Origin of the sequence: Bacillus sp. CGMCC 1.16607 (assembly GCF_042683745.1) — a bacterium.
Classification (GTDB): domain Bacteria; phylum Bacillota; class Bacilli; order Bacillales; family Cytobacillaceae; genus Pseudoneobacillus.
The window spans coordinates 33,065-47,015 of sequence record NZ_JBHUJX010000004.1 but is presented as its reverse complement, the minus strand read 5'-3'; the positions used below and the strand labels follow the sequence as shown (position 1 = coordinate 47,015).

Annotated in this window: 14 protein-coding genes and 2 riboswitches; of the genes, 10 read left to right on the top strand and 4 right to left on the bottom strand. The window is 34.2% G+C overall.

Annotated elements, in window-relative coordinates; translation table 11 throughout:
• Positions 1-270 precede the first annotated feature (270 nt).
• From ACFSO7_RS01065 to ACFSO7_RS01050, 4 genes are all read right to left on the bottom strand, one after another.
• A complete protein-coding gene (locus ACFSO7_RS01065; protein WP_377874557.1) occupies positions 271-630 on the bottom strand; it encodes a response regulator in 360 nt (119 codons plus the stop codon).
• 68 nt (positions 631-698) lie between these two features.
• Positions 699-784: riboswitch (cyclic di-GMP riboswitch) on the bottom strand.
• 113 nt (positions 785-897) lie between these two features.
• Entirely contained in the window at positions 898-1,275 is a 378-nt protein-coding gene (locus tag ACFSO7_RS01060; RefSeq protein ID WP_377874555.1) for a hypothetical protein, read from the bottom strand.
• A 575-nt stretch (positions 1,276-1,850) separates the two neighbouring features.
• Positions 1,851-2,135 carry a hypothetical protein gene (locus ACFSO7_RS01055; RefSeq protein WP_377874553.1) on the bottom strand — a complete coding sequence of 95 codons (285 nt, stop codon included), beginning with the start codon at positions 2,133-2,135 and terminating at the stop codon, positions 1,851-1,853.
• Positions 2,136-2,545: 410 nt separating this feature from the next.
• Entirely contained in the window at positions 2,546-3,274 is a 729-nt protein-coding gene (locus tag ACFSO7_RS01050; protein ID WP_377874551.1) for a VCBS repeat-containing protein, read from the bottom strand.
• A gap of 997 nt (positions 3,275-4,271) precedes the next feature.
• On the opposite strand from ACFSO7_RS01050, the gene ACFSO7_RS01045 reads away from it, so the two are divergent.
• The 10 genes from ACFSO7_RS01045 (at position 4,272) to ACFSO7_RS01000 (ending at position 13,866) form a co-directional block, all read left to right on the top strand.
• Entirely contained in the window at positions 4,272-4,556 is a 285-nt protein-coding gene (locus tag ACFSO7_RS01045) for a transporter (RefSeq protein WP_377874549.1), read from the top strand.
• A 423-nt stretch (positions 4,557-4,979) separates the two neighbouring features.
• On the top strand, positions 4,980-5,348 hold the full coding sequence (locus tag ACFSO7_RS01040) for an ArsR/SmtB family transcription factor (RefSeq protein ID WP_377874547.1): 369 nt from the start codon (positions 4,980-4,982) through the stop codon (positions 5,346-5,348).
• Positions 5,341-7,476, top strand: coding sequence for a heavy metal translocating P-type ATPase (locus ACFSO7_RS01035; protein WP_377874545.1), 2,136 nt, complete (start codon positions 5,341-5,343; stop codon positions 7,474-7,476). Before ACFSO7_RS01040 ends, ACFSO7_RS01035 begins: the two co-directional genes overlap by 8 nt.
• A gap of 52 nt (positions 7,477-7,528) precedes the next feature.
• Positions 7,529-8,158: a copper resistance CopC family protein gene (locus ACFSO7_RS01030; protein WP_377874543.1), complete on the top strand. Its 630-nt coding sequence runs from the start codon at positions 7,529-7,531 to the stop codon at positions 8,156-8,158.
• Position 8,159: 1 nt separating this feature from the next.
• The gene (locus ACFSO7_RS01025) at positions 8,160-9,236 is read left to right on the top strand and encodes a copper resistance D family protein (RefSeq protein ID WP_377874541.1); all 1,077 of its coding nucleotides are present in this window, start codon (positions 8,160-8,162) and stop codon (positions 9,234-9,236) included.
• Between the two features lie 304 nt (positions 9,237-9,540).
• Positions 9,541-10,221 (top strand): M15 family metallopeptidase, encoded by a 681-nt coding sequence (locus ACFSO7_RS01020; RefSeq protein ID WP_377874539.1) that lies wholly within the window; start codon positions 9,541-9,543, stop codon positions 10,219-10,221.
• 297 nt (positions 10,222-10,518) lie between these two features.
• Positions 10,519-11,118, top strand: a complete 600-nt coding sequence (locus ACFSO7_RS01015) for a kinase (protein ID WP_377874537.1) — start codon at positions 10,519-10,521, stop codon at positions 11,116-11,118.
• A 129-nt stretch (positions 11,119-11,247) separates the two neighbouring features.
• A riboswitch (cyclic di-GMP riboswitch) is annotated at positions 11,248-11,334 on the top strand.
• 131 nt (positions 11,335-11,465) lie between these two features.
• Entirely contained in the window at positions 11,466-11,834 is a 369-nt protein-coding gene (locus ACFSO7_RS01010) for a hypothetical protein (protein ID WP_377874535.1), read from the top strand.
• Positions 11,835-11,895: 61 nt separating this feature from the next.
• The gene (locus ACFSO7_RS01005; protein ID WP_377874533.1) at positions 11,896-12,606 is read left to right on the top strand and encodes a hypothetical protein; all 711 of its coding nucleotides are present in this window, start codon (positions 11,896-11,898) and stop codon (positions 12,604-12,606) included.
• A gap of 57 nt (positions 12,607-12,663) precedes the next feature.
• Entirely contained in the window at positions 12,664-13,866 is a 1,203-nt protein-coding gene (locus ACFSO7_RS01000) for a methyl-accepting chemotaxis protein (RefSeq protein WP_377874532.1), read from the top strand.
• The last annotated feature ends 85 nt before the right edge of the window (positions 13,867-13,951 follow it).

Genomic DNA, 13,951 nt, shown 5'->3' with positions numbered 1-13,951 from the left:
CCCTATCAATACAAGAGTTTATTCGATAAAAAATTTTTAGAAAACAGGTAGGTGCATCTGAAACTACGAGTGCCAGGAACCATCCAGAAATTTGGAAGGGCCTGGCAATTGTCCTTTTGATCAGGTATTGTGTCCGAGGTGAAAAAGAGGTTAAGCAGCTTGAAGCGGATCTGGGGCTTCCCCAAGAAAAACGACAAACCAAGGAGGAAAAAATTATATTTAATTTGTATTATTTTTCCATAAAAAAAGCATTTCTAAATGAAATGCAAATCAACAAAATAATTTTCTAATTGCTGGAATCAATTCATTAAAATTTGGCTTAATGATAAAATCTTTTGCTCCAGATTGTATGGCTTCTAATATAAATCTTTTTTGTCCCATTGCTGAACAAATAATTACTTTTGCTTCTGGATCAAATTCTATAATTCTTTTTAAGGCATCAATACCATTTAAATTAGGCATTGTTAAGTCTAATAGAACAATGTCTGGGTTTCTTTCTTTATATAAAGAGACAGCATATGCGCCATCAGAGGCTTCTATGAATAATTCGTAGCCTTCTTTAAATAAGATATTTTTTATCAAATTTCTAAGGAACCTTGAATCATCAGCAATTAGAACAGTTTTGCTCATTTACAACACCTTTCACTAAATATTAAGGCAAATTAGGAAAGGGAATATTCTAGATGTAGTTTTGAAAATTATGCAACCCGGCTACCATAACAGCAATAGTTTTAGGCCCGTGGCTTTGCGTCTTTTACTTTCGTAAAATTTGCCCTTATTAGATGTTATCATACATTTGTCGTAAAAAGGGAGTATTTGTCGAATAAATAAATTGAAAGAGCACAAGATTGAATGTGACAAATAAAAAAAACTCCTATGAGGAGTACATTTCAATTATTAAGCTAATTCAGATTTTTTCCAAACGTCACATATATATCTTGCATCAGATGTAAGCCATTGTTGTGCATCAGATTTTTCAATGAGCTCTTGATGTTCACGAAATATTCGCTTAGCAAAATTAAAATTAGAATCACGGATATATTGATTAATAAGATTAAGTACTTTTTTATCAGTATTAGTTAATGCGTTAGAAGAACCATTTTCTTTTTCTTCATGAATGATTTTAACAAACTGTTGAGCACTATCATTAAGTTGCATCAAATTCTTATATTCTGTGATTCTATCCCATTCTTTATTTATATAGCTACGAGCTTTATCAAGTTTATTGTCATTACACAGTGAATTTATAAGTCTAATTACACTCTCTACTTTCACATTCTCAATCCTTTTTCATTAAATTTGAGCAATAATACCTAAATTGTATATATGACAAAAGGATTAGTCAATGTGAGTGTGAGTTTAATGAAACAAAAGAGTAAAAATGTTTCGAGCAAGGTATTGTACATCGCTAGTTGTCTAAGGGGGATAAATACCTTGCTCGGATTAATATTATTTTCAAAAAGGATTGATGCAATACATTAAGAAAACGTCCCGTCTTACAGATTGATTTGTTTCTTACAGTAATTTGAGTTCTTGTAACCATGACATAATAAGTATAAAAAGTATTAATAAACCCGCAATAAAAAAGAATAACCTTCCTACTAGGTTAGGTGTTATATAAAGTATAAATTCTAGCAGTCCTTGTGAAGATTCACTTATGAACTTACTTTTATCATACTTAAAAGAAAAAATAATAGATAAGATGCCAAGTGGTAAAAGAATCATCGTAGCTATTAACATAAGCACCCTCACTCGTTTTAGGTTTATTATCATATACGGAAAAATTCTAATTCGCTCAATAAGCATTATTTGAAATAGAACTGTGTTGTGCAATAAAGGTCCAAATAAATTTAATTAATTATCGGAGGCTCATGAGCCCATTTCATTTCAATTATGGAGTCTCTATGAACATTCCAAATAGTTTCATGTATTTCATCGTTTTCATCTTTGGTGAAATCTTGAAAAGTAATACATTCTTTTCTGTAAGGATCTTTTTCATTACCCAACCAGTAACAATAATCAAGATAACCAAACATATAAGTATTGTCTTTCAAATATACCCATATCTCTGGGTCGAATTCTGGGAAATCATCATAAGGAAAATAAAAAAATCTTTCTATCTCTTTACGTTCCATTTTATATACCCCATTTATTAGAAATTTATTTAATTATTGTTTCCAATAAATGAAGCAAAACTTTAGGCATTTATGAAGCAATTAACTCGATGTAATTATGAAACTGGATGATAGATCAGTTGATTAGGTGTAGAAAAATAAATAAGATGAGAAGAATAACTCACCTTAAGTCTTTGTATATTTGTTCATTAAATTCGGTAATGTCACCTAGATCTATAGTGTCTAAATCAATATAAAGGCGTATTAAGATTAATGACTATGGAATAATAGCACCTGATTGTTGAATTAAGATATGGACCTTGGTACCGAATAGCTTTAATATTTGTTTATGATACGGTTCACCTTGTAATATATAAATGAGGTTTTTATTATATTAATTTACTAATATAAAATCTCTATCTCTCCAAAGTTTACACGTTGCTATCCTCATATCCTAAAATAGCTATATTCTGATTTTGCAGTACAAATCGATTATCCAACCATCTTAAAGTATTCAAAACATACCCTAGCGAATCTGCATTATACCTTCCTGCAATTTTTTGATACCCCAAAAGCTCATAAACCTTATTTGAATCAAAATCTACAGGATATAAGCCACTTAAAGGATTAACAAAACCATTAATAGGATTTTTCAGTTTACCATTTTCATCATATATTTCATTTAAATACTGAGCACCTTTTGTTGATATGTCTATGATGTACTTTTTATTATTAATGTTGCTGACAACTTCCACTTTGAAATTATCAAGGTAAGTAACCTCATATTGGTACTGCTCATTATATACATTAAAATTGAATATCAATTGTGCTGTATTATCCAAAAAGGAATAAATATAATGGTACATGATTCCGCCACTACCACCAGTATCAATACTTATTAAAATATCATCTACTCCATCCCCGGTAAAATCGCCCAAGAATATAGTAGGATTGTAGCCTGCATTATCACGAAACAGCACACTTTTCACCACTCCAGTTCTTCCATCTTGAACATGCAGGATGATATTTTGAGTAAAAGGACTAGATGGGGTCTTTACTCCGGTCAAATAGACATTATCAGGTACTCTATCCCCAGTTACATCACCACGTACAAACGATACAATACTTTGCTGATTAGTCAAAGAATAATGATTATACATAACATACTCCTTTTCATTCCGAATGTTATCATCATTTTCTAATAGCCTAATAGAATTATTGTGCTTATTTAATTGCATGGATAATGTAATATCTAATTGCCATCATCATAATATTTATAAGGCCAACTGAAATTACATTCAGACATTTTATCCTTCAAGGCTTTTGAGGATTAATTTTCATTCATTATTAATCATTAAGGAGGGGGAAAATGAAAAAATTCAGTTCTTTTCTGGTACGGTTACGATGATTCAAGATCATTTAATAAGTTCTGGAGAGGGAAAAGTTTTAAATTAATGTCCCTTTTAAGAGAGGATGGTACAATAGTAAATTTCATTATTAGTCCAACAATCTATTTTCTAGATCATGGAATGGTTTCAATTGGAGACCGAGTAACTGGTTTTTATGATGTTAATGTACCTGTACTCTTATAAAATCATTGTAATTTGTTAGTCACTTTTAGAAGAATTAAGGGGCGTAAAGCCTCTTTCTTATTGATAGTTGAAAATTATCATTACTGTTTCGTATTTACTCTAAACTATTATCAAAAACCACTTGTGCCACATGCGATCGTTTTCAAAACATTCAAGTCTGTTTGCTTCCCAGATCCTGCAGCTAGTGTTCCCCTAAATCCCCGTGGTGAATCACCAATGTTTTCCCGTCCTTACAGACTATGACGAGTTAGCTCCAAAAGAGTCTGTACGAATAATTCCTTAAAAATTGGGACATAGGTCCAATCATTATATACAATAGGGTGTACTCTAAAGGGACAAAATTGAAAACCTCCACACAAAACGGAGGTTTTATACCACTATTCAACAGCGCATAAAAATACCATCTGTTTTTCTTGAAGCTTTAAAAAGGGGTCTAAAATAAAAGATCAATCACAAGCTCAATAAATTTTATTCCAATTCACCTTGGATTTTACCCCAGTTTTTAACTCTTTAAAGTTATCAACATACTATATTGGGTAATTATCTAATAAGGGAGTGAATATATATGGCATTTTTTCCACCTCAAGGTTCAACGAGACAACAACCACAATCTCCTCCACCGCCATACGTTCCACCAAAACCGTTTCCTTCACACTATTTAGTCGATTGTTTAAATAACTACACCTATGTTTGGCTAGTAAATGGGGAGGGATTCTGGTTTTATCCTACGTACCTCCAATATGGCGAAGTTGCAGGATATAGGTGGAATGGTACATTTTGGACGTTCTATGGTTTTGATGAAAGATTAATTGAAACGGTTGCCTGTTATCCAATCCCTACTTTGTACTAAAAACAAAAACTCCTAGTGGAAATTAACCCACAAGGCTCTTTTACCCTTTTAAGTTAGCTTTAGAAATATCCGGGCAGAGGCATGATTTTAGCAGTTGTTGCCCTGGTGATAACAATTTTTACACCACTGAAAAAAAACTATGCCACTTGAAAAGCAGAAGATCTGAAATAATAATACTTGACGAATCTGACTTAAAGGGAACTATTCCTTAATGCTAACTTTGAGTTAAACGATTTGAATAATCACTAAAAATATTTCGGCCAGCCAACATTTTACATAGGTTAAAATGTTGGCTTTTTATTTATAGCAAAATCTTTTAAAAAAATCATTCAAATAAATCATTCAAATAAATGTTTGACCATAAGAAAGTTTCTACATATACTAATAATCAAATAAGTATTTGAATAAGTGATGGTGAAAGAATTGAAGCATGATGATGTTTGTGAAATAACCTGTTTTGACGAAGAGAAAGTAAATAGAGTCAAAGAAACAGTTTTCCAACTCAATACTTTGGCTGTATCGCAAATATTTAAAGCATTAGCCGATGATACTAGGGTAAAGATTGCTTTTGCTTTAAATGAGGAAGATGAATTATGTGTGTGTGATGTGGCTAATATTGTAGGCTGTACGACAGCTACCGCGTCTCATCATTTACGATTGCTCCGTAATTTAGGGTTAGCAAAATATCGAAAAGAAGGCAAATTAGTTTTTTATTCATTGGATGACGATCATGTTAAACAATTGATACAAATTGCCTTTATGCATCAACAGGAGGGGAAAGCAAATGGATAAGGCGTTAGAGCAATCACAGGCAAAAACGGTTTACCGAATTCAAGGATTCTCATGAGCTGGCTGTGCCACTAAGTTCGAAAAGAACGTAAAACACCTGGATGGTGTTTCAGATGCTAGTGTCAATTTTGGGGCTTCCAAACTTACCGTATATGGGGATACAACCATTGAAGAACTTGAAAAAGCAGGCGCTTTTGAAAAATTGAAAGTGATACCTGAAAAACAACGATTTGAAGAAGTGAAAGAACCATTTTGGAAGAAGCATTCAACTGTTATTGCATCTCTAGTTTTCTTACTAATGGGGTGGGTATCAGGAGAATTAAACGGTGAGGAGAGTATGACATCGGTTATCGCTTATACAGCTTCCATTATCATTGGTGGTTATCGTTTGTTTGGAACAGGACTTAAAAATTTAGTCCGTTTACAGTTTGATATGAGAACATTAATGACAATTGCTATTATAGGAGCTGCATTTATCGGGGAATGGGGAGAAGGCGCAACGGTTGTGATTTTGTTCGCCATCAGTGAAGCACTTGAATCCTATTCAATGGATAAGGCACGACAATCCATACGTTCCTTGATGGATATTGCACCAAAAGAAGCCTTGATTCGGAGAGGTAATCAAGAATTGATGGTTGAGGTCGATGATATCCGTATTGGAGACATCATGGTTGTTAAGCCAGGCCAAAAAATTGCGATGGATGGAACCATAGTAAAAGGCCTTTCGTCCGTCAATCAAGCCGCCATCACAGGTGAATCAGTTCCGGTTTCCAAAACAGTGGATGATGAAGTTTTTGCGGGAACTTTAAATGAGGAAGGGATTCTCGAAGTTAAGGTAACCAAACATGTGGACGATACCACAATTGCCAAGATTATTCATTTAGTTGAGGAAGCTCAAGCAGAACGAGCGCCTTCTCAAGCATTTGTTGATCGTTTTGCTAAATACTACACACCGATTATTATCTTAATTGCAATAGGAGTTGCCATTTTTCCGCCGCTGCTATTTGATGCCGATTGGAGTAAGTGGATTTATCAAGGATTAGCTGTGCTAGTGGTAGGGTGTCCATGTGCTTTGGTCATCTCCACTCCTGTATCAATTGTGACGGCAATTGGAAATGCTGCGAGAAATGGTGTTTTGATTAAGGGTGGAATTCATTTAGAAGAAATGGGAGCGCTAAAAGCGATTGCTTTTGATAAAACAGGCACCTTAACAAAAGGTGAACCAGTGGTTACAGACTATTTACCGCAACCAAATACAAACTCAAATGAGATTCTAACCATCATTGCGGCTTTAGAAAATGGATCGGGACACCCATTGGCTTCAGCGATTATGAAAAAAGCGGAGCAAGATAATTTACCTTATAAAAGCATTGCCATTGAAGACTTCTCTTCCATAACCGGAAAGGGGATTAAAGGAAACGTAAATGGTGAAACGTACTATGTAGGTAGTCCGAATTTGTTTGACGAAATCGTACCGAACGGCATTCCTAACAACTTAAAAGGCATAATTATAGAGCTTCAAAACCAAGGAAAAACGGTAATGGTTGCCGGTACTTCAAAAGAAGTCGTTGCATTACTGGCGGTGGCTGACGAGTTAAGAGAAAACAGTAAGGACGTTATTCAAAAACTCCACTCACTTGGTGTTCAAAAAACGATTATGCTAACAGGGGATAATTCCGGAACGGCAAATGCCATTGGTAAACAAGTTGGTGTTTCAGATATTCAAGCAGAATTACTGCCACAAGATAAATTAGCCTTTATCAAGGAATTAAGAAATAAATACGACCGAGTAGGAATGGTCGGTGATGGCGTGAATGATGCACCAGCCTTAGCGGCTTCTACGGTCGGAATTGCTATGGGTGGCGCTGGAACAGATACGGCATTAGAAACAGCTGATATTGCTTTAATGGCAGACGATCTAGGAAAACTGCCGTTTACCTTAAAACTAAGTAGAAGAGCATTAAACATTATTAAACAAAATATTACTTTTTCATTAGGAATTAAGCTTGTCGCCTTATTATTAGTAGTACCTGGATGGTTAACATTGTGGATTGCTATTTTTGCAGATATGGGTGCTACTCTTATTGTTACGTTAAACAGCTTACGACTTCTCCGAGTAAAAGATAAATAAGATGGGCTTCCCTTTATTGGGAAGCTTTTTTAAGGGAGAGAGTAAGTGAATAATGGCTGGAATCCAGATCATTTATAAATGCTGGTCACCGGTTTATGTTGTATCGAAAAATTACTGGTATCCAAATGGAGGGAAAGATTTGAAGCAACTATTATACATAATCATATTAATCATTACATTAACTGGACCAACAATGGTTAATGCCCATACTGAAATCAAGTCTTCCTTTCCTCAAGAGGGACAAATTATTGATAGTAATTTGGTGGAAATCAGCCTTCAGTTTGAAGGCGAAATTGAGGAACTAAGCACGATGGAATTGCTGAAAGGTGAAATTAAAATCCCACTTGATCAGGTGAAAGTACAAGAAACTCAAATGATTGGCACACTATCACAACCATTAGACAATGGCTCTTATACAGTAAAATGGAGAATAGCAGGGGAAGACGGACATGCGATAGAAGGTATTATTCCATTTATAGTACAAAAAGAATCAAACAATGTTGAAACGCAAAATCCACCTACTAATGATGAATCAGCTGAACAGCAAGATGATAAGACTACCGATTCACAAAATAATAGCGGTCAAAATAAATCAAACAACATGGTGGGAACCATTAGCATAGTAGTTTTTGTTTTGATCTTCATTGTGGGTATCCGATCGCTTTTTAGAAGGAAGAGTTAATATGAATTTCTTAATACCTATTGCAGAACTCGGTAATTACCTTATGTTTTCATTTTTAGTAGGACACGTAGCCTTACAATTCGTATCACAAGAGAATAAACCTAAAATCTATCTACCCAAACCTGCTTTACTCCTGTCCACACTTGGCGTTATTATATTTTCTCTTGGACCTGTGATACAGGTGATATTTTATTTTAAAGATAGTGTAGGGTTAAATTTAGCGACACATTCTGTTCTTACCGATTTTCAAGTAGGACGAGCTTGGATATTTATCGGTTTTATGGCAACCTTTTTGTGGATGACCCTTTATGTTGAAGGATCTAAATATTTACAAGCATTATTGTTATTTCTTATGATTTTAGCTATAGGATACTCTAGCCATGTGGCATCATTGTCCTTTTTAACTGGAACAATTACTCATACAATTCATTTTCTAGTAGTTACATTATGGACGGGGATATTAATCCATGTGGCCTGGTTTGCAAAAGAGCAGCCCCTCTGGTCTAAGTTTCTAAAATGGTTTACCCCATTAGCAAGTATATGCTTAATCGTTATCTTAGTTAGTGGACTATTCCTAATGTTTTTTGTGGTGGAACCGGAGGATTATGTTAAAGCATGGGTACTACCTTATGGGCAGATGTTACTTTTAAAACACATTTCTATTATACCTGTTTTAGTTTTTGCTTTTATAAATGGAGTTTTAGCCAAAAGGTCTTTATCAAATTTATCTTTTAATCCTCTTCCTTGGATTAAGACCGAGAGTATTTTCATATTTCTTATTTTTTATGTAACTGGTATTTTGGGGACTTTATCACCTCCACATGAGGTGGAATTTACCATTAAATCAGAAGGTGCTTCTAAATTGGTAGAGTGGTTAATAGGAAAGGATATCTCGTCTATTCTTCATTTGACAATCAACCCTTCTTTCCATTCGATCATTCTGATTACCCTTTCTATCCTATTTTTGCTTTTGATTTTGGCTAGTTTTAAAAAAGTTAAGCCAATACTAGCGGTCTTATTTGGAATTAGCTATATATTAGCTTTCTATCTGGGGTTAATGAATACTTTAAATATTTAAATTGCCTGAATAGACTAAAATGAGCTGCCATAGAAATGGCGGCTCATTTTTTCGGGGAGGGAATCCTGTTGCAGTAGCTACTTGTGATTACGACGCATGGACTCGGAATTTACAGGTTGATCATTTGGATTATTTTTGAAACCTCTGTATAGGGAGCTATGTCTAAATAATGGCAAGTGAGGGAGCGTATCATTAAAGAAACTTCTATTGTAATTAATGGAAGAGTATAATTTGAAAATGTAGTGTTTGAGCAAGTGGTAACAGGAAGATTGGATGTATTTTTACATTGGAGAGGAATAAAATTATGGAGAAAATCTTGATGAGCGACACTAGAATAAATAATATGATGGTTGATCCTAATTACAATGAACCGTTTGTAAATCTTGCTATCTTTGACCCTAGTATTAAAATAGACCCAACTCTTGAACAGAGGAGTCGTTATTTTTCTTGTGTTCGCTTATCGATTGCAACTAAGCTTTCCTTAGCAAAAAAGTTACTTCCGGAAGGTCTGTCTTTTCTCCTTAAAGAGGGATACAGGCCTTTACATGTTCAAGAAATGGCTATTGAAAATTCAATGAATCGAATTAAAGAGACTTCCAACATACAGGAAATAAACGCTATAAGGGCTGAAGCCTCAAAATATGTGGCTCCACCCGAAGTGGCACCTCACCCAACGGGGGCTGCCGTGGATATAACCCTTATAGATTCTTATGGGAGAGAACTTGATCTTGGTACACCATTTGATGCTATTCCTCATGAAACAGATTATGCGACCTATTTTGACGCTGAAAATATAAGTTTAGAAGCAAAGAAGAATAGAAAGATACTTGCAGAAGCCTTGGTAGCGGTTGGTTTTGTTAATTATTTTACGGAATGGTGGCATTGGTCATATGGTGATAAGTATTGGGCAGTAATGACTGATGCTAAAAACGCGCTTTACTTACCTGTATCAGAGAATGAACTAAAGAAATTATTAAAGAAGTAGACTATACATACTTATGATTCATTTTAAAAGGAGACTTCTGGAACAATAAGAAATGATAATCTAAAAAAATACACAAAAATAATCGAAAGGTTAAGTGAGAGGTTTATATGACATTAAATGCTTTTTATTTGGGATAGTATCTATTGTTCTAACATTAATTGTGACCGGTGAAAGTGAATTGATTATTACCAATTTTCTCCTGGGCTTAATAGCAGGAGAGCTAACGAGTAAAGGAAAAAGAAAAAAATAAAATGATCTGCATAGCGTTGAAGCTAACTAGATAGGCGGTGTAATTATTTGGAAGAGCTAGTAACGGAAATAATACAAACTATTTCAGGAATGGCTGACAAAGAAAAGCGTTTTATAGTAGGGATTGATGGATTAAGCCGATCAGGAAAAACTACATTAGTAAATCATATTAGAAAGATGGAAGAGCAAGAGGGTAAATTAACTGTATTGGTGTTTCATCTAGATGATTATATTGTTGAACAAAATAAAAGATACAATACATCCTATGAAGAATGGTATGAGTACTACTACTTACAATGGGATATTAACAGCTTAAAAGAATCCCTTTTTCAAAAATTAAAAGTTTCAGAACAGGTAACTCTCCAACTTTATGAAGCATCGCATGATACTCATAGTACCCACACTATCAGTTTACCAGAAAATTGCCTAATTATTGTTGAGGGTGTATTTCTTCAGAGAAAGGAATGGAGAGATTATTTTGATTTTGTCATTTACTTGGATTGTCCAAGGGAGATTAGATTTAAACGAGAAAGTGAAAATACCCAAAAAAATATTGAAAAGTTTCAAAATAGATACTGGAAAGCAGAAGACTTTTACCTAGATACTGTTTTTCCAAAGGCACAAGCTAATATGGTTTTAAAATCTTAATAGCTTTATCTAAAATGTGTTAGTCCTTTTGTCTGTAAATTAAGAAAATATTTCTAATTCGACAAAAAAATGTAATTAATTTATAATGCAATAGTAATATATTAGTGTGAGATTAGAACTATTTAAAAAAATTGAAAAAGGCAAACTTATCGAAAGGTAAGGACGCAAAGCTACGAGTCTAAAATCCTCTTGGATAATGATAGTCGGGTTGCCAAGTATAATAACAATCGATTATCTGGCTATCCTTATCTACATAGGGGATAGCTTTTATTTTTTAAAATTCCCAGAAAAACCGTGCAAGGTCGACAATGAAGTATAGCAGACTATAGGAAAAAAGGAGATCAGAGATGATAGTTGTAGATAAAAAGAAATATAAAATGGCCATTAATGAATCTGCGAAGGAAGTACATGTACAGGTGCATGGATTAATGAGAGCTGAGGATGCAGAAGGTTATATGATAGATTTACAGGAAACAATTAATAAAGTATCAAGAAAAGATTATACGTTTGTTGTCGATGCGACTCACCAAACACCAGTCCCGTCGAAAGTAGTACCGCAATTAGAGCAAACGATGCAATTTTATTCTAGCTTAGGTTTCAAGGATATCCTTGCAGTAAAACCTTCATCTAAAATTGCTCAAGTGCAAGTTAGAAATGCACTTGAAAGAATTGATTTCCCAGGTACATTTGTCGATCGTGTCCCTCATTCGATATAACGCTAGGTCCCAAAACATTAAAAGGGGCTTTTATTTTGAAATTTGAAAGGAAGTTCAATAAGTGCAAACAACACTAGAATTGTATACATATGAAATTATAACGAAGGAACAAACAGCTTTAATTCAGGAAGCAGCTGAGTGTCTAGCTCGTTCATTTGTTGGAATGGATGTTTCAGGAAAATGGGTTCAGGAACCGATGGTAGGTCAATTAAACATAGGTTATGAAGATTTCTATAAGTTTACCAAGGATTATTTAGAATCTACAGTAGAGCAGGGATATTGCGCAGTCGCTCAGGACTGTAATAAAAAAGTTGTTGGTGTTCTTGCTGGAGATACAAATGCACCAGAGATTATCGGAGAAGATATATTTGAAGGTTCTTTTTATGATATGAATGTCATTCTGCGTGTACTGGAGGATGTGGATAAACGTTTCATGGAAGATTATAAAAAACGAAACGGAAAAGACATCCAAGATGGAGAGTTATTACACTTATTCATGATAGGAGTAATAGCTGAACATGGCCGTCACGAAATTATTCAGCAATTAGGAAATAGATTGATAACAAAGGCATCCTCACAAGGGTTGAAGGCTGTTTTAGGTGAAGCGACAAACCCGAAGTCGATACGAGTAATGGAAAAATATCATAATATGAAAAAATATAAAGACTTAGAAGGAAATGATATTGTTCATAAATATCAGGATAATAGTAAGTTGAATGGTATTCCTGCAAATGTAGCGGATGGAACATATATCCTTTTAAAGGAACTTTAAAATATTCATAATGAAGTCATTTTCAATAATTAATAGGAGTTAGGGGATTTATTTATCATGGAAGCTATTATGCTAGGTATAATTGTTATTTTAATAGGAGTTTCGGTGTATTTTGCTTACCGATATTTTTCGCTAAAACATCATCCTCATATTAATAAAGAAATACTAAATGGAATGAAAGAAATATCAGCAGGTAATATCATAAACAAAGTTGATGAAAGAAGTTCTGATTACGCTATATTTAATCAAATGGTTGAGTTTTTCAGCAGTATAAGGGAGAAGTTTTTTTCATTTTCAAAAGATGTGCATGAAAAAGGAGAAAATCTCGCAGAAATCGGTGAATATGCTTCTGAGAAAGCGGATATTGTTAGAGCGGCAATTGATGAGGTAGGTAGAGGATTAAAGAAACAATTAGTAGCTACAGAAGAAAGCGCTGCATCTATGGAAGAAATGGCAGAGGCTATCGAAGATCTATCAGTGAGATCAAATCAAATTTCAGAACAATCGAACCTTACCTTAGAGTTAACTCAAGAAGGAAACGAGAAGCTAAAGGATTCCTTAGAAAAAATGGAACAGTTTAATCAAACAGTAAATACAACATTTGATGCAATAAATAAACTCGGAGAAAAATCTCATGAAATCGGCACTATTGTAAAAGTAATTACAGGGATTTCAGAACAAATTAATTTATTAGCTTTGAATGCGGCGATAGAAGCTGCACGTGCGGGTGAACACGGGAAAGGATTTGCGGTTGTTGCTGATGAGGTTCGAAAATTGGCCGAACAATCACGCCAATCTTCTTCTGAGGTATCAAATATTGTAAAGAATATACAAGAAGAAACTGACATAGTTGTCAAGTCAATGCAACAGGGAACGGAAGAATTTAAAGATACAAATACGACCATTGTAGAGGTTGCAACCATGTTTGAAAAGATTCTATCTACTACAAAGATCATTGCTGAAAATAATGAAAATTCTTCTGCAAGTACGGAAGAATTATCTTCTGCCACTCAGCAGATCATGACAACAATTGTTGAGATAGCTTCTATCTCTCGGGAATCTGTTGAAATGTTTGAGGAACTAATAGAAATTAGTGATGATGAACTACATACAATGCAAAAACTTGTTCAAGAAGCAAAGAATCTTATCGAGTTAAGAAATGCTGTAAACAAATTACTATTCACATGGAATCATGATGATGAAACTTCGAAAGCTAAAGAGGGGCAAGATGCTGAAAATAAGGTCAGTGTATCATTATAAATGCATTCACCTTGTTGATTTATAATGATACAAGTTTTTTTTAAAGGTCGATCCGACTGGTGGGAACTTCATTTTTATAATGTTA